Below are 14244 nucleotides of genomic sequence, written 5' to 3' on the forward strand. Positions count from 1 at the left end.
GGTCGGAAACTCCCCGCTGGCTATCGGCTCCGCCACGAATCGAGAGAGACGCTCGGTCCATTGGTCAGATAATTGATCAGGGCCTCCCTGGTAGTGGAGACGAATTCCTCCGGTACAGCCCCGACGCCGATCCACGCAACGTCCGAGTGCTTGGCAGGTTCCCCGTTCGCGAGCTCACCGGACCACCGGTGAGCCGCGAAAACGACAGTCAGGAAGCCGTTGGGAGCCTCGACGCCGCGAGCACCGTGGATGACGTGGGCAAGTTGCAAGTCCTCAGGAGCGACGACGAGCCCGGTCTCCTCCCTGAGCTCGCGAACCGCCGTCTCCGTGATCGGCTCGCCTGGTTCGTTCTTGCCGACCGGCAGATCCCACAGGCCTTGCGCGAACTTGGCCTTGGGCCCCCGCCGGAGAAGAACGACACGTTGAGCTTCAAGGTCATGGACGATGACGGCGGCGACCAGCAGGGTCATCGACTCCGTGGCGGGCTTGAGAGCAGTCGTCTGATCGGCGGTCGGCTGGTCCACTCGGTCGAGTCCTTCCTGCGTTACAGCTGTCATGTCAGTACCTCACGTGTTCGGCGTTCCAGATCTACGGCTCCAGGAACACCACGTCTACGGTAGATCGCCAAGCAAGGGCGGATTGAGGAAATCGCCTTTCTCGTCCGATCCGAGGTCATGCCGGCCATGAGGTCGAGCGTACGTCCCCAGGCTGCGACCGCCTCGTCCGCTCGGGCTTGAACAGCCAAGCTGTCACCCAGGTCTGCGTAGGTGAGGGCGTGAACCCGCTTGTACTTCTCGGCATCCCAACGAATCAGCGCGGCACGGTGCTGCTGTTCGGTTCCTGCGTGGTCCCCGAGGTCGGTGAGGGTTCGGGCAGTGTGGCTGGCGACAGTACCGACCGCAGGGCCGCTGACGAATGAGAAACTGGGCTGCGGGTCGCCGTCTCGGACGAGGGCGTTCTCTGCGGCGAGGAGTGCCTTGGCTGCAGCGGGTTTGTCCCGGGTGGCGGCGAAAGCACGAGCGTGAGTGATGTGAAGAAGCGCCTCGGTCTTTCCATCCACCCGACCAACGCTCCGAGCGAGTGCATTCTCGATCAGCGCCGCACAGTGGTGGGGCTGCTTGAGACTGAGCGCCTGATGGGCCAGGGTGCGCATCATCCATCCGGCGTGACCATGCGGATCCGACTCCACAGCGAGTTGGTAACCGACCTGGTAGTAACGCTGGGCGGCGCCTTCTTGGCCGAGGTCGTGGTGTTTCCATCCAGCAAGGTAGGCAAGTTCGGCCACGGCTCCGAAGGCGTGCCGCCGCACACTTTCGTTGGGGAAGCGGCCGTTGAGCATCGGGGCTGCCGTGTCGGCCAGGTAGGCGGTCACGGTGGTCAGCCCATGCCCGCCGCCGAGTCGTTCGTCTGCCGCGCTGAACGCGGCAGTGATCTGCCGAACGACCTCAACTTCTTCAACACCGATGCGAGCCAAGCCGGTCCGGGCCCTCATCAGACGCGAGATGGGCTCAGGATCGTAGAGCAGCGGCATGGCTACACCGGCAGTTGTGAATGCAGCGACAGCCAGAAAGGTGCGGCGCTCGACATCTGCACGGCCGAGATTGGCAACCGCCTCGACCGGATCACTACTCACCGCCAAGGACTCTTCCGGGGTGGCGAAGTCGAGTTCGGCAAGGGTGACCCGGCGCCCGGACCGGCGGGAGAGCGCCTCTGCGATGTAATGACTGACTTGCCCGGACGGCTGCGCGCCGTTGATCCAGTGGGCCACGGCGGACTTGTTGGTGAGGAGCATCTCTCCGTTCTCCGCACCGATGCACCGCACAGCACGGGCTAACGCCTCATAGGTCCATCCGCCCGCTGAAATCGTCTCCCTGAGGCGGTGATTGGGTTCCCTGCGTGTGGCCACGATCGATCCCCTGAGGTCGAGCTGTAAACCGCGTAAACCACTCTACGTGTCGACAGGCATACCGATCGTGTTGTTGGGCCGGTTCACTGGATTCGAGCCTGCCAGGGCCATTGAGTCCTGTCGCTCCGAAGGTCGAACCACCGTGCGGTTGCTCATCGCCGCGCCGATCAACGCCCCAGTCCGGGAGGGCTGATGAACACCGACGACTGCGCTGTACTCCCGATGCCGAAGTCCCAAGAGGTGCAACCGACCACGGCTGCGGTGAAATTCGCCCGACTGTGGGTGGTGCATGTGGCTCGGTCCTGGCCGGAACTCCTCTCCGAGAAGTCGCTGCGGGACGTGGAGTTGTGCGCCGACGAGTTGCTGGCCAACGCCGTTGAGCACACCGGAAAGCGCTGCCGCGTCACGGTCCGGTGGACCGGAGTCCGCCTCCGGGTCGAGGTCGCGGACAGGAGTCCGCAGCCGCCGGTGAGGAGCGCGGCGGACGACATGGCCACCGGCGGCCGTGGCCTGCTCCTGGTGGAGGCGCTGGCCTACTCCTGGGGCTGGTACCCGGCGGAGGAGGGCAAGGTGGTCTGGTTCGAGGCGGCGCCCGACCAACTCGCGACGGGGGACTCGCGGCTCGCCGTACCAGCCATCGCGACTCATGTTCACGCCCGGGCGGAAGTCGCGATGACCGCCCCTCCCGCCTCCTCCCGGCACGAGATCCGCCTGATCGACTCCCGAAGCCCCCATTTCTTCCTACTGGAGTGCTGGGGGATCTACGACCGCGAACAGCACGAGTACGTGCGCGCTCCGGGTTCCTCGGACCGGATCAGGCGCTTCTACACCGTGTCGGCCGCTGACGCGTACCTGCGCCGCTCCGACACCTGACGACCTGTCGACCTATCGACCTGACTGCCAGGCAAGCAGCTTTGGTTGGCTTCCGCCCTGGTGAGGCCAGCCAGGGCATCCCCGAGGGCTCAGGCGCCCTCGGGGAACCGCCGCCACTCGCGGCGCTTCTCCGAATTGCTCAGCAGAGGAGGGAAAGTGCACAGCCTCATCGCCAGTCCATTCTTGGACGAGTACCTGTTGGTGCGCCCCGGTAGCTGATGGTCGACGTCCTCAGCCGGCTCGGCCGTACCCCGTGTCCGCCGATCGAGCTACGCCGGGCCGAGCAGCGATGGGCCGCCTACGTGGACGATACCGAGGTGCTGTCCCGCCTCGCCGGCGGCTATCTGCTGCACACGGACCTGAACAACGAGAACGTCCTGATCCGCGAAGACCATGCGCTGCTGGTCGACTGGGCGTGGGCCACCCGGGGAGCGCCCTGGATCGACCCGGCCCTGTGGGTGATCTGGTTGATCGCTGCGGGCGGCCACAGCCCGGCTGCGGCGGAAGCGTGGGCCGCCAGGGTCCCGGCGTGGCGGCCCGGCGATCCGGCGGTGGTGGACGTCTTCGCGCAGGCTCAGGCCCGGATGTGGGCCGAGATCGCCGGAGACGATCCGGACCCGTGGACCGATGGCCTGAACCGGGCAGCTCAGCTGTGGGCCCGTTTCCGGGGGCGCGGCTGAGGTCTCCCGGCCGCGCTCCCCGGCTGCGGATGTCAGTGGGCGGGTGCAGACTCGCAGAGGGCCGGGGTGGGTGCGTGCGCGCGCCCGACGGAACCGGCCTGGTCACGTCTTCCGTCGAAGGGGCACCACCTCATGCTCACCACCGACTTTCCGGCCGGCGCGCCCTGCTGGATCGACCTCGGCAGCCCGGACATCCCCGCCACGGCCGAGTTCTACGGCAAGGTCTTCGGCTGGACGTTCCGGTCCGGCGGCCCGGAGGCGGGCGGCTACGGCTTCTTCCAGTTGAACGGCAGGACGGTAGGCGCCGTCGGCCCGCTCGACGAGGGTGACCAGCCGACCTGGACGACGTACTTCCGTACGGCCGACGTGAACGCCACCGCGCAGGCCGCCGAGCAGGCGGGCGGTTCGGTCCTGGTCCCGCCGATGGACGTCATGGGCGAGGGGTGGTTCGCCCAGTTCGCCGACCCGCAGGGGGCCAGGTTCGCGGTCTGGCAGCCGGGCACGACCACCGGCCTGGACGTGGTGTCGGAGGACGGCGCGCTGGTCTGGTCCGAGCTGCACACTTCGGACCAGAGCGCCGGGTTCGGCTTCTACCAGGCGCTGTTCGGCTGGCGGGTGGAGAAGTTCGAGCCGGCTCCGGGCATGGACTACCGGGTGATCTCGACCTCCGAGGGCGACCAGCAGGCCACGGCCTTCGGTGGCATCGCCCCGACCATGTCCCCGCAGGAGCCCTCCGCCTGGACGCCGTACTTCGCCGCCGGCGACGTGGACGCGCTGATCGCGAAGGCGAAGGCTGCCGGCGGCACGGTGGTGATGGGGCCCGAGGACGTGCCGAACGTCGGCCGGATCGCCTGGATCGTGGACCCGCACGGCACGCCGTTCGCGCTGATCAAGGGCGAGCCCCGCGAACAGTCCTGAGCACGCGAGAGGGCCCGCTGCGCCGGTGCGCAGCGGGCCCTCTCGCGGTAGTACGGACGGTCACCGCACCGGGTGCCCGGCCTCCCGCAGCGCGTCCTTGACCTGCCCGATCCGCAGGTCCCCGAAGTGGAAGACGCTCGCGGCGAGCACCGCGTCCGCACCCGCCTCGACGGCCGGCGCGAAGTCGGCGAGCTTGCCGGCGCCGCCGGAGGCGATGACGGGCACGGAGACGGCCTTGCGGACGGCCCGGATCATCTCCAGGTCGTACCCGTCCTTGGTGCCGTCGGCGTCCATCGAGTTGAGCAGGATCTCGCCGGCGCCGAGTTCGGCCGCGCGCCCGGCCCATTCGACGGCGTCGAGGCCGGTGCCCTTGCGCCCGCCGTGGGTGGTGACCTCGTAGCCGGACGCGGTCTCGGTGCCGGGAGGGCAGCGCCGGGCGTCCACGGACAGCACCAGGACCTGCCGCCCGAACCGCTGGGCGATCTCGCGGACCAGTTCCGGCCGGGCGATGGCGGCGGTGTTGACGCCGACCTTGTCGGCGCCGGCCCGCAGCAGCTTGTCGACATCCTCGACGGCGCGGATTCCGCCGCCGACGGTGAGCGGGATGAAGACCTGTTCGGCGGTGCGGCGGACCACGTCGTAGGTGGTTTCCCGGTCGCCGGAGGAGGCGGTGATGTCGAGGAAGGTCAACTCGTCGGCGCCCTCGGCATCGTAGAGCTTGGCCATCTCGACCGGGTCGCCGGCGTCGCGCAGGTTCTGGAAGTTGACGCCCTTGACCACCCGCCCGGCGTCGACGTCCAGGCAGGGGATGACACGTACGGCGAGGGTCACGGCTGGTTGCCTTCCAGGGTCTTTGCCAGCCCGGCACGATAGGCGTCGAGCTCGACCTCGACCATCATCCGGGAGTCGATCAGCCCGTCGACCACCACCATGGTGGCCGCCGGGCGGGCGGCGTCGAAGAGTTGGTGGTGGGCGCGGCCCACCTCGTCGGCGTCGCGGGCGTGGGTGATGTACATCCGGGTGCGGACCACGTCGTCCGCCGTCAGACCGTACGCGGCGAGGGCGCTGAGGCCGACGCCGAACGCGGCGAGGGTCTGCCGGTAGGGGTCGCCCTCGTGCTCGATCCGGCCGTTCACCCAGGCGGTGGAGCCGGCCACGTGCACGTGGTCTCCCGCGGCGACCGCCCGCGAGTAGCCGAACTGGTCCTCCCAGGGGGAGAATCCGCCGACCCTGCCACGCACGATCCGACGTTCCGTCATCCTGAAACCGCCTCCAGGGCCTCTTCGAGGGTGAACTTCTGCTCGTAGAGTGCCTTGCCCACGATGGCGCCCTCGACACCCGCACCGACCAGGCCGGCGATGGCGCGCAGGTCGTCGAGCGAGGAGACGCCGCCGGAGGCGACGACGGGGCGGTCGGTGGCGGCGCAGACGTCGCGCAGCAGCTGCAGGTTGGGGCCGGTCAGGGTGCCGTCCCGGTTGACGTCGGTGACGACGTAGCGGGCGCAGCCCTCCTGGTTGAGCCGCTCCAGCACCTCGAAGAGCTGGCCGCCGTCGCGGGTCCAGCCGCGGCCGCGCAGGGTGGTGCCGACGACGTCCAGGCCGACGGCGATCTTGTCTCCGTGCTCGGCGATGGCCTTGGCGACCCACTCGGGGGCTTCCAGGGCGGCGGTGCCGAGGTTGACCCGGGTGCAGCCGGTGGCGAGCGCGTTGGCGAGCGACTCGTCGTCGCGGATGCCGCCGGACAGCTCGACCTTGATGTCGAGGCGGCCGGTGACCTCGCGCAGCAGCTCGTAGTTGGTGCCGGTGCCGAAGGCGGCGTCGAGGTCGACCAGGTGCAGCCACTCGGCGCCGGCGTTCTGCCAGGCGAGGGCGGCGGCGAGGGGTTCACCGAAGGAGGTCTCGGTGCCGGACGCGCCCTTGACCAGGCGGACGGCCTGGCCGTCCCGGACGTCGACGGCGGGAAGCAGTTCGAGGCGGCTCATAGTCACAACTCTTCCAAGCTCAGAGGGTGTTGACCCAGTTGGTCAGGAGGGCGGCGCCGGCGTCGCCGGACTTCTCGGGGTGGAACTGGGTGGCCCAGAGCGGGCCGTTCTCGATGGCGGCGACGAAGGGCTGCCCGTGGGTGGCCCAGGTGACGAGCGGGGCGTGGATCCGTGCGCTGTGGGTCTCCAGCTCCCAGTGCCGCACGCCGTAGGAGTGCACGAAGTAGAAGCGGCTCTGCGGGTCGAGGCCGGCGAACATCCGGCTGCCCTCGGGCACGTCCACGGTGTTCCAGCCCATGTGCGGGATGACGGGGGCGTCCAGCGGCTCGACGACGCCGGGCCACTCGTCGCAGCCGGCCGTCTCCACGCCGTGCTCGACCCCCTTCTCGAAGAGGATCTGCATGCCGACGCAGATGCCCATGACGGGGCGGCCCCCGGCGAGCCGGCGGCCGATGATCCAGTCGCCCCGGACGGACTTCAGGCCGCGCATGCAGGCCTCGAAGGCGCCGACGCCGGGGACGAGCAGGCCGTCCGCGTTCATCGCGGTGTCGTAGTCGGAGGTGACGGTGACGTCCGCCCCGGTCCGTTCGAGCGCGCGCTGCGCGGAGCGGAGGTTGCCCGACCCGTAGTCGAGGACGACGACGTTCTTGCCCATGTTCAGGTGTCCAGTCTCTCTACTGCGGGTCTACAGACGCATGATGCCGGAGGCCAGGCACATGACCGAGCCGAACGCGAGCACCAGGATGACGCCCTTGGGCAGCTTCTGCTTCCAGAACGAGATCACGCCGCCGGCCAGGAAGAGGCCGACGAAGATGAGGGCGAGGGCCGCCTTGCTCACAGTGCACCCTTGGTCGAGGGGAGGATTCCGGCCGCGCGCGGGTCGCGCTCGGCGGCGTAGCGCAGGGCTCGGGCCAGCGCCTTGAACTGGCATTCCACGATGTGGTGGGCGTTGCGCCCGTACGGCACGTGGACGTGCAGGGCGACCTGCGCCTGGGCCACGAAGGACTCCAGGATGTGCCGGGTCATCGTGGTGTCGTACGAGCCGATCATCGGCGCCATGTGCTCGGGCTCGGTGTGCACCAGGTACGGCCGGCCGGAGAGGTCCACGGTGACCTGGGCGAGCGATTCGTCCAGCGGCACCGTGCAGTTGCCGAAGCGGTAGATGCCGACCTTGTCGCCGAGCGCCTGCTTGAAGGCGGCGCCGAGCGCGAGGGCGGTGTCCTCGATGGTGTGGTGGGTGTCGATGTGCAGGTCGCCGTCGGTCTTGACGGTGAGGTCGAAGAGACCGTGGCGGCCGAGCTGGTCGAGCATGTGGTCGTAGAACCCGACGCCCGTGGAGATGTCGGTCTTCCCGGTGCCGTCGAGGTCGATCTCGACCAGGACCGCGGTCTCCTTGGTGGTGCGTTCGACGCGTCCGATGCGGGACATACGGGTTACAGCTCCTTGATCACTGTTCGAACGGCGTCCAGGAAGGCGTCGTTCTCTGCGGGCGTGCCGGCGGTGACGCGCAGCCACCCGGGGACGCCGTTGTCACGGACCAGGACGCCCTGGTCGAGGATGGCCTGCCAGACGGCGTGGGTGTCGGCGAAGCGGCCGAACTGGACGAAGTTGGCGTCCGAGTCGGTGACCTCCAGGCCGAGCCCGCGCAGCGCGTCGACCAGCCGGTCGCGCTCCTCCTTGAGCCGGCCGACGTACCCGAGCAGGGTGTCGGTGTGCTCCAGGCAGGCCAGCGCGGTGGCCTGGGTGACGGACGACAGGTGGTACGGCAGGCGGACCAGCTGCACCGCGTCCACCACGGCCGGGTCGGCGGCCAGGTAGCCCAGGCGCAGCCCGGCCGCGCCGAAGGCCTTGGACATGGTGCGGGAGACCACCAGGTTGGGGCGGCCCTCGATGAGCGGCAGCAGCGAGGCCCGGTGCGAGAACTCGACGTAGGCCTCGTCGACGACGACCAGGCTGGGCCCGGCGGCCTGCGCGGCCTCGTACAGCCGCAGCACGGTGTCGGCGGCGACGGCGGTGCCGGTCGGGTTGTTCGGCGAGCAGATGAAGACCACGTTCGGCCGGTGCTCGGCGATCGCGCCGAGGGCGGCGTCCAGGTCGATGGTGAAGTCGTCGTTGCGCGGGCCGGAGATCCACTCGGTGCCGGTGCCCCGGGAGATCAGCGCGTGCATCGAGTAGGAGGGCTCGAAGCCGAGCGCGCTGCGGCCGGGGCCGCCGAAGGTCTGCAGCAGCTGCTGGAGCACCTCGTTGGAGCCGTTGGCGGCCCAGACCTGCTGCCGGGTGACGGCGAAGCCGGTGGTCCGGCCGAGGTACGCGGCGAGGCCTTCGCGCAGTTCGACGGCGTCCCGGTCGGGGTAGCGGTTGAGGTTGCGGGCGGCCTCGGCGACGCGCTCGGCGATCCGGGCGACCAGCTCCTCGGGGAGCGGGTACGGGTTCTCGTTGGTGTTCAGCTGGACGGGCACGTCCAGCTGCGGCGCGCCGTACGGGGACTGGCCGCGCAGCTCGTCGCGGATGGGGAGGTCGTCGATCCGAGTCACCCGCGTCGCACCCACCTCAGAAGTAACAGGAGTCACAGGAGTCACGATCCCGGCACCGTCCAGTCGAAGCGCGCCTTGATCGCGTCGCCGTGCCCGGGCAGGTCCTCGGCGTTGGCGAGGTTGACCACGTGCGCGGCGACGTCCGCGAGCGCGTCCCGGTCGTACTCGACGACCTGGACGCCGCGCAGGAAGGTCTGCACGGACAGGCCGGAGGAGTGGCAGGCGCAGCCGCCGGTGGGCAGCACGTGGTTGGAGCCGGCCGCGTAGTCGCCCAGCGAGACCGGCGTCCAGCGGCCGATGAAGACGGCGCCCGCGTTGACGACCTTGGCGGCCGCCGCGTGCGGGTCCCGGGTCTGGATCTCCAGGTGCTCGGCCGCGTAGGCGTTGACCACGGCGAGGCCCTGCTCCAGGTCGTCGACCAGGATGATCCCGGACTGCCGGCCGCCCAGTGCCTCGGCGACCCGCTCGCTGTGCTTGGTCCTGGCGACCTGGACGGCGAGTTCCGCCTCGACCGCGTCGGCCAGCGCCGGCGAGTCGGTGACGAGCACCGAGCCGGAGGTCGGTCCGTGCTCGGCCTGGCTGATCAGGTCGGCGGCCACGTCGGACGGCAGCGCGCTGTCGTCGGCGAGGACGGCGATCTCGGTCGGGCCGGCCTCCGAGTCGATGCCGATCCGGCCGGCGAACAGGCGCTTGGCGGCGGCCACGTAGATGTTGCCGGGGCCGGTGACCATGTTGACCGGCGCGCACTCCTCGGTGCCCAGCGCGAACATCGCCACGGCCTGGGCGCCGCCGACGGAGTACACCTCGTCCACGCCGAGCAGCGCGCAGGCCGCCAGGATGGTCGGGTGGACGCGGCCGTCGAACTCCTTCTGCGGCGGGGACGTCACCGCGATGCCCTGGACGCCCGCTTCCTGGGCCGGCACCACGTTCATCACCACGGAGGACGGGTAGACCGCCAGCCCGCCCGGCACGTAGAGGCCGACGCGCTCCACGGGCACCCAGCGCTGGGTGACGGTGCCGCCCGGCACCACCCGGGTGGTGTGCTCGGTGCGGCGCTGGTCGGCGTGCACGGCGCGGGCCCGGCGGATCGACTCCTCCAGCGCGGCCCGCACCTTCGGGTCCAGCGTCTCCAGGGCCTCGGTCAGCTGCTCGGCCGGGACGCGGGTCGACTCCAGCCGGACGCCGTCGAAGCGCTCGGTGATCTCGATCACGGCCGCGACCCCGCGATGGCGTACGTCCTCGGCGATCGGCCGCACCTTCTCCAGGGCGGCCGCCACGTCGAACTCGGCACGGGGCAGCAGGTCACGCGGGTCGTCCAGCGAGCCGCGGAGGTCGATTCGAGAGATCACGCCACCCAGTGTAAGGAGTGGCCGGAACCCCTGGCCCCGCATTTCAGTCCGTGATACGAAAGGCGAGACGACCGGGGGGACGGGGAAAACCATGCTGGAGCACGCCCCGGAGGGCTGGACCGACACGGAGCGTGAGCTCTGGGAGGCCTTCCGTCGCGGCAACGTCTTCGACCGGCGGAGTGGCGACGCCGCCACCGACGACCCCTTCGGGGACGCCGCCTGGGGCCCCGGGCGCACCGTCCGGGCCAGGGTGCTCGCCCATCTGCTGCTGGCCGGCCCGGCCGCCGCCACCGGGCGGGTCGCCTCGCTGCGGCTCAACGGCGTGCTGGTCACCGGCGCGCTCAACCTGGCCGGCGGCGCCATCGGCCACTACGTCGAACTCCGCGAGTGCCGTTTCGAGCGCAAGATCCTCATCTCGGAGGCCTCGGCCTCGACGCTGCGCTTCGTCACCTGCCTGATCCCCCGCCTGGAGGCCTCCCGGCTCACCACCACCGGCGACCTCCACCTGGCCCGCTGCCGGATACCCGAGGGCGTACGGCTCACCGACGCCAAGGTCGGCACCGACCTGCTGCTCAACCAGACCGTCCTGGGCGGCGACCGCTACGGCCGCGCGCTGTCCGCCGACGGCCTGGCCGTCCACCAGGACTTCGAGGCCGAACGTGTGGACGTGGAGGGCGAGTTGAGCCTGCGCACGGCGCGGATAGGCGGGCGGCTTTCGCTGCGCGGCGCCCAGCTGCGCGCCGTCCCGCAGAACCGCACCTGCCTCAACGCCGTCCGGCTCACCGTCGGCCACACCCTCTACCTGACCAGCTCCGCCGACGGCGGCTGGTTCGGCTCCCGCAGCTACTACGGCTCCGGCTACGGCCAGAACCCGCCGCCCGGCGCCCCCAGCACCCCGTTCCGCGCCTACGGCCGGGTCCGGCTCTCCGACGCCCGCTTCGAGAGCGCCTGCCTGATCTCCGGCGAGTTCCACCTGGAGGGTGACGACGAGCTCTCGCTGCGCCGCATCCACACCCCCGAGCTGCGGTTCACCTGCCGGATCCGCCCCACCGGCACCGTCTCGCTCTCCCGCGCCCGGGTCGGCAACCTCGTCGACACCCCGGACGCCTGGCCGCGCGGGCGCCACCTGGGCCTGACCGGCTTCGTCTACGAGGTGCTGCGCCCGGTCGGCCCCTTCAGCGTCCAGCAGCGGATCGCCTGGCTGGAGGGCTCCTCGGTGGACTTCCAGCCCGAGTCCTACGAGCAGCTCGCCGCCGCCCTGCGCCGCGACGGCGCCGACGACGACGCCCGCGAGGTGCTGTACGCCAAGCAGCGCCGCCGCCACCGGACCCTCCCGCTGCCCGCCCGGATCTGGGGCCGGGTCCAGGACGCCACCGTCGGCTACGGCTACCGCCCCGGCCGGGCCGGCCTGTGGCTGCTGCTCGCCTGGGCGCTGGGCAGCGTGTGGTTCGCCACCCACCCGCTGGAGCCGCTGAAGGCCGACGAGCACCCGCACTGGAACCCGGTGCTGTACACGCTCAGCCAGCTGGTCCCGGTCGTCGAACTCGGCCAGCAGGGCTGGAACCCCGGGGGCCTCAGCCAGTACGTCTCCGCCGGGCTGGTGATCGTCGGCTGGCTGCTCGCCACCACCGTCGTGGCCGGCGCCACCCGCATGCTGCAACGGGGCTGACCGACCCGGCGGGCCCGCCCGCGGGCACAACCCCGACGCGCCGCGACCGCGCGGGGAACTACGCTGTCCGCCGTGACAGAACGGCTGCCGCTCTTCCCGCTGAACAACGTGCTCTACCCGGGCCTCGTGCTGCCCCTGAACGTCTTCGAGGAGCGCTACCGCCGTCTCGTCGCCGACCTGCTCCAACTACCGGCCGACACGCCGCGCCGCTTCGGCGTGCTCGCCATCAAGGACGGCCGCGAGGTCGCCCCGGTCCGCCCCGATGAGGGCCCGGCCGGGCCGCTCGACGGCCTCGGCACCGCCACCGGGGACCCGCTGGAGGCGATGTTCCACATCGGCTGCGTCGCCGACGTCGCCTCCGTCCAGGAGCAGCCGGACGGCCGCTACGAGCTGCTGGTCACCGGCACCACCCGGTTCCGGCTCCGCTCGGCGGACGTCTCCGGCCCGTACCTGACCGGCGAGGCCGAACTCGTCGAGGAACAGCCCGGCGAAGGCTCCGGCGCCCTCGCCGCCGAGGTCGAGCGGGCCTTCCGGGTCTACCAGAAGCGCCTCGCCGGGGCACGCGAGGCCAGCACCGTCGGGCGCCAGGAGCTCCCGGACGACCCGCAGGTGCTCTCCTACCTGGTCGCCGCCGCCTCGGTGTTCGAGACCCCGGTCAAGCAGCAGCTGCTGGCCTGCCCCGACACCGCCCAGCGGCTGCGCACCGAACTCGACCTGCTGCGCCGCGAGAGCTCCGTGCTCAGCTGGCTGCCGTCGCTGCCCGCCGTCGACCTCACCCGCCAGTCGTTCAGCCCCAACTGATCCGGAAAACCCGCACGTAATCCGGGACACCCGCACGTAAGTCCGGGGGAACCCGCACGGCGAAGAAGGAGCCCCACATGGCGAAGAAGCCGAAGAAGGGCGGGCAGGGCACCCCCGCCACCGTCGCCCTGGAGACCGCCGCCGTCCCGTTCACCGTGCACGCCTACGAGCACGACCCGGCCGCCGCCTCCTACGGCGGCGAGGCCGCCGAGGTCCTGGGCGTCGCCGCCGAGCGGGTCTTCAAGACCCTGGTCGCCGACGTGGACGGCGTGCTCACCGTCGGCGTGGTCCCGGTCGCCGGGCAGCTCGACCTCAAGGCCCTCGCCGCCGCCGTCGGCGGCAAGCGCGCCGCCATGGCCGACCCGGCCGCCGCCGAGCGCAGCAGTGGCTACGTCCTCGGCGGCATCTCCCCGCTCGGCCAGCGCCGCCCGCTGCGGACCGTGGTCGACGCCAGCGCGCTCACCCACCCCACCGTCTACGTCTCCGGCGGGCGCCGCGGCCTGGAGGTCGAACTCGCCCCGGCCGACCTGGTCACCCTGACCGGTGCCCGCACCGCACCGATCGCCCGCTGACCCCGGCTGACCCCCGCTGCCCCCCTGCCCCCCCCCGCTGACCCCGGCCGACGGGCCCACCCGCAGATGGGCCCGGGCCCACGCGGTCAGCCCTGCCCGCGCTCCCCCGGCCGCGCGGCGTCCTCCGGCCGAGCACCGTCGTTCGGCCGCGCAGCGCCGTCCGGCCGAGCACCGTCGTCCGCCCGCACGGCGTCCTGCGGCCGCGCCGCGCCGTCCGCAGGGGCCTGCGGCGCGGCCACCCCGTACGGCCCGGCCCAGTACGGCGGCGGGTCCTCCTCGCGCTTGCCGAACGCCGCCGACAGCGCCAGCAGCACCACCATCGCCGCCATCGGCCACACCAGCAGCGCCCCCAGCGCGCCGAGGTCGATGCTCGCGTCGAAGTGCCCGCCGTTGCCGACCCGCCGGGCTTCGGCGATCAGGTCGTTGCTGGGGCCGAGCCACCGTCCGAGCCGCCAGGCGCCGACCGAGCCGAGCAGTCCGCCGACCACCAGTCCGAGCGCGACCGCGATGCCGCCGCCGCGCTGCCGGGTGGCCAGGAAGGCCCCGAGCGCGGTCAGGAGGCCGGCGCCGAGCGCGATCAGGGCGAAGACCGCGTCGGCCCCCGCCCGCTGTTCGCCCTCGGGGTCGGCGTAGAGGATGCGGTCGCCGTCGACGACCAGCGGCACCTTGGGCGCGAGCCAGACCCACAGCCCCGCCATCACCAGTCCGACCACGATGCAGGCCAGTACCGTGCCCGCGCCGAGCCGCAGCTCGGGCAGCAGCCGCTCCTTGAACGTGGGGCCCGGCGACTGCGCGACCGCGAGGCCGTCCGGCGGCGGGGTCCCGGCGTCGGGGGCGGTCGGCGGCGCGTACGGATCGGGGGTGATGTCCGGCACCGCGTCCGCGGCGGCGCGGGTGGGGTCCGGAGGCGTGTTCGGTACGGTCACGGACCCCATCGTTTCACGATCGCGGCCGGGACGAG

The 14244-nt window shown here is 71.4% G+C and carries 17 protein-coding genes; 6 read left to right on the forward strand and 11 right to left on the reverse strand.

All coding sequences use genetic code 11. The annotated features are described in order from the left end of the window. Nucleotides 1-20 precede the first annotated feature (20 nt). Both AB0O82_RS12305 and AB0O82_RS12310 read right to left on the reverse strand, forming a co-directional pair. Nucleotides 21-524 (reverse strand): NUDIX domain-containing protein, encoded by a 504-nt coding sequence (locus tag AB0O82_RS12305; protein ID WP_363582814.1) that lies wholly within the window; start codon nt 522-524, stop codon nt 21-23. A 29-nt stretch (nt 525-553) separates the two neighbouring features. Then, nucleotides 554-1906: a tetratricopeptide repeat protein gene (locus AB0O82_RS12310; RefSeq protein WP_363582816.1), complete on the reverse strand. Its 1353-nt coding sequence runs from the start codon at nt 1904-1906 to the stop codon at nt 554-556. A 291-nt stretch (nt 1907-2197) separates the two neighbouring features. On the opposite strand from AB0O82_RS12310, the gene AB0O82_RS12315 reads away from it, so the two are divergent. The 3 genes from AB0O82_RS12315 (at nt 2198) to AB0O82_RS12325 (ending at nt 4377) form a co-directional block, all read left to right on the forward strand. Next, a complete protein-coding gene (locus AB0O82_RS12315; RefSeq protein WP_363582818.1) occupies nt 2198-2779 on the forward strand; it encodes an ATP-binding protein in 582 nt (193 codons plus the stop codon). A 218-nt stretch (nt 2780-2997) separates the two neighbouring features. Beyond that, the gene (locus tag AB0O82_RS12320) at nt 2998-3459 is read left to right on the forward strand and encodes a hypothetical protein (protein ID WP_363582820.1); all 462 of its coding nucleotides are present in this window, start codon (nt 2998-3000) and stop codon (nt 3457-3459) included. Nucleotides 3460-3591: 132 nt separating this feature from the next. Next, complete coding sequence (locus AB0O82_RS12325; protein ID WP_363582822.1) at nt 3592-4377, forward strand: VOC family protein; 786 nt, start codon at nt 3592-3594, stop codon at nt 4375-4377. A 60-nt stretch (nt 4378-4437) separates the two neighbouring features. Here the strand turns inward: AB0O82_RS12325 and hisF are convergent, their stop codons facing one another. Genes hisF through hisD form a run of 8 tightly spaced genes read right to left on the reverse strand, consistent with a single transcriptional unit; the run spans nt 4438 to nt 10241 of the window. Continuing rightward, nucleotides 4438-5208 carry an imidazole glycerol phosphate synthase subunit HisF gene (gene hisF, locus AB0O82_RS12330; RefSeq protein ID WP_363582824.1) on the reverse strand — a complete coding sequence of 257 codons (771 nt, stop codon included), beginning with the start codon at nt 5206-5208 and terminating at the stop codon, nt 4438-4440. Beyond that, the gene (locus AB0O82_RS12335; protein ID WP_363582826.1) at nt 5205-5636 is read right to left on the reverse strand and encodes a RidA family protein; all 432 of its coding nucleotides are present in this window, start codon (nt 5634-5636) and stop codon (nt 5205-5207) included. Before AB0O82_RS12335 ends, hisF begins: the two co-directional genes overlap by 4 nt. Further along, nucleotides 5633-6358 carry a bifunctional 1-(5-phosphoribosyl)-5-((5-phosphoribosylamino)methylideneamino)imidazole-4-carboxamide isomerase/phosphoribosylanthranilate isomerase PriA gene (gene priA / locus AB0O82_RS12340; RefSeq protein WP_350885736.1) on the reverse strand — a complete coding sequence of 242 codons (726 nt, stop codon included), beginning with the start codon at nt 6356-6358 and terminating at the stop codon, nt 5633-5635. The genes AB0O82_RS12335 and priA overlap by 4 nt, the downstream gene beginning before the upstream one ends. A gap of 19 nt (nt 6359-6377) precedes the next feature. Continuing rightward, nucleotides 6378-7013, reverse strand: a complete 636-nt coding sequence (hisH, locus tag AB0O82_RS12345; protein WP_063347181.1) for an imidazole glycerol phosphate synthase subunit HisH — start codon at nt 7011-7013, stop codon at nt 6378-6380. Nucleotides 7014-7043: 30 nt separating this feature from the next. Beyond that, nucleotides 7044-7196 carry a hypothetical protein gene (locus AB0O82_RS12350; protein WP_350885740.1) on the reverse strand — a complete coding sequence of 51 codons (153 nt, stop codon included), beginning with the start codon at nt 7194-7196 and terminating at the stop codon, nt 7044-7046. Beyond that, a complete protein-coding gene (gene hisB, locus AB0O82_RS12355; RefSeq protein WP_063347182.1) occupies nt 7193-7786 on the reverse strand; it encodes an imidazoleglycerol-phosphate dehydratase HisB in 594 nt (197 codons plus the stop codon). The genes AB0O82_RS12350 and hisB overlap by 4 nt, the downstream gene beginning before the upstream one ends. A gap of 5 nt (nt 7787-7791) precedes the next feature. After that, nucleotides 7792-8892, reverse strand: a complete 1101-nt coding sequence (locus AB0O82_RS12360; protein WP_363582829.1) for a histidinol-phosphate transaminase — start codon at nt 8890-8892, stop codon at nt 7792-7794. Between the two features lie 41 nt (nt 8893-8933). Further along, nucleotides 8934-10241, reverse strand: coding sequence for a histidinol dehydrogenase (hisD, locus tag AB0O82_RS12365; RefSeq protein ID WP_363582831.1), 1308 nt, complete (start codon nt 10239-10241; stop codon nt 8934-8936). Nucleotides 10242-10332: 91 nt separating this feature from the next. Between hisD and AB0O82_RS12370 the strand changes: the two genes are divergently transcribed. The 3 genes from AB0O82_RS12370 (at nt 10333) to ybaK (ending at nt 13283) form a co-directional block, all read left to right on the forward strand. Continuing rightward, entirely contained in the window at nt 10333-11910 is a 1578-nt protein-coding gene (locus AB0O82_RS12370) for an oxidoreductase (protein ID WP_363582833.1), read from the forward strand. Nucleotides 11911-11982: 72 nt separating this feature from the next. Further along, nucleotides 11983-12711, forward strand: a complete 729-nt coding sequence (locus AB0O82_RS12375) for an LON peptidase substrate-binding domain-containing protein (protein ID WP_363582835.1) — start codon at nt 11983-11985, stop codon at nt 12709-12711. A 77-nt stretch (nt 12712-12788) separates the two neighbouring features. After that, nucleotides 12789-13283 (forward strand): Cys-tRNA(Pro) deacylase, encoded by a 495-nt coding sequence (ybaK, locus tag AB0O82_RS12380; RefSeq protein ID WP_063347187.1) that lies wholly within the window; start codon nt 12789-12791, stop codon nt 13281-13283. An 86-nt stretch (nt 13284-13369) separates the two neighbouring features. Here the strand turns inward: ybaK and AB0O82_RS12385 are convergent, their stop codons facing one another. Then, nucleotides 13370-14209, reverse strand: coding sequence for a hypothetical protein (locus tag AB0O82_RS12385; RefSeq protein WP_363582837.1), 840 nt, complete (start codon nt 14207-14209; stop codon nt 13370-13372). Nucleotides 14210-14244: the final 35 nt, after the last annotated feature.

The organism is Kitasatospora sp. NPDC088264, assembly GCF_040685715.1.
Classification (GTDB): domain Bacteria; phylum Actinomycetota; class Actinomycetes; order Streptomycetales; family Streptomycetaceae; genus Kitasatospora.

What these genes read in the sequence shown, in the direction of transcription:
- AB0O82_RS12320 (WP_363582820.1), top strand. Translation starts at nt 2,998, where the DNA reads ATGGTCGACGTCCTCAGCCGGCTCGGCCGTACCCCGTGTCCGCCGATC.
- AB0O82_RS12325 (WP_363582822.1), top strand. Translation starts at nt 3,592, where the DNA reads ATGCTCACCACCGACTTTCCGGCCGGCGCGCCCTGCTGGATCGACCTC.
- AB0O82_RS12335 (WP_363582826.1), bottom strand. Translation starts at nt 5,636, where the DNA reads ATGACGGAACGTCGGATCGTGCGTGGCAGGGTCGGCGGATTCTCCCCC.
- priA (WP_350885736.1), bottom strand. Translation starts at nt 6,358, where the DNA reads ATGAGCCGCCTCGAACTGCTTCCCGCCGTCGACGTCCGGGACGGCCAG.
- hisH (WP_063347181.1), bottom strand. Translation starts at nt 7,013, where the DNA reads ATGGGCAAGAACGTCGTCGTCCTCGACTACGGGTCGGGCAACCTCCGC.
- hisB (WP_063347182.1), bottom strand. Translation starts at nt 7,786, where the DNA reads ATGTCCCGCATCGGACGCGTCGAACGCACCACCAAGGAGACCGCGGTC.
- AB0O82_RS12370 (WP_363582833.1), top strand. Translation starts at nt 10,333, where the DNA reads ATGCTGGAGCACGCCCCGGAGGGCTGGACCGACACGGAGCGTGAGCTC.
- ybaK (WP_063347187.1), top strand. Translation starts at nt 12,789, where the DNA reads ATGGCGAAGAAGCCGAAGAAGGGCGGGCAGGGCACCCCCGCCACCGTC.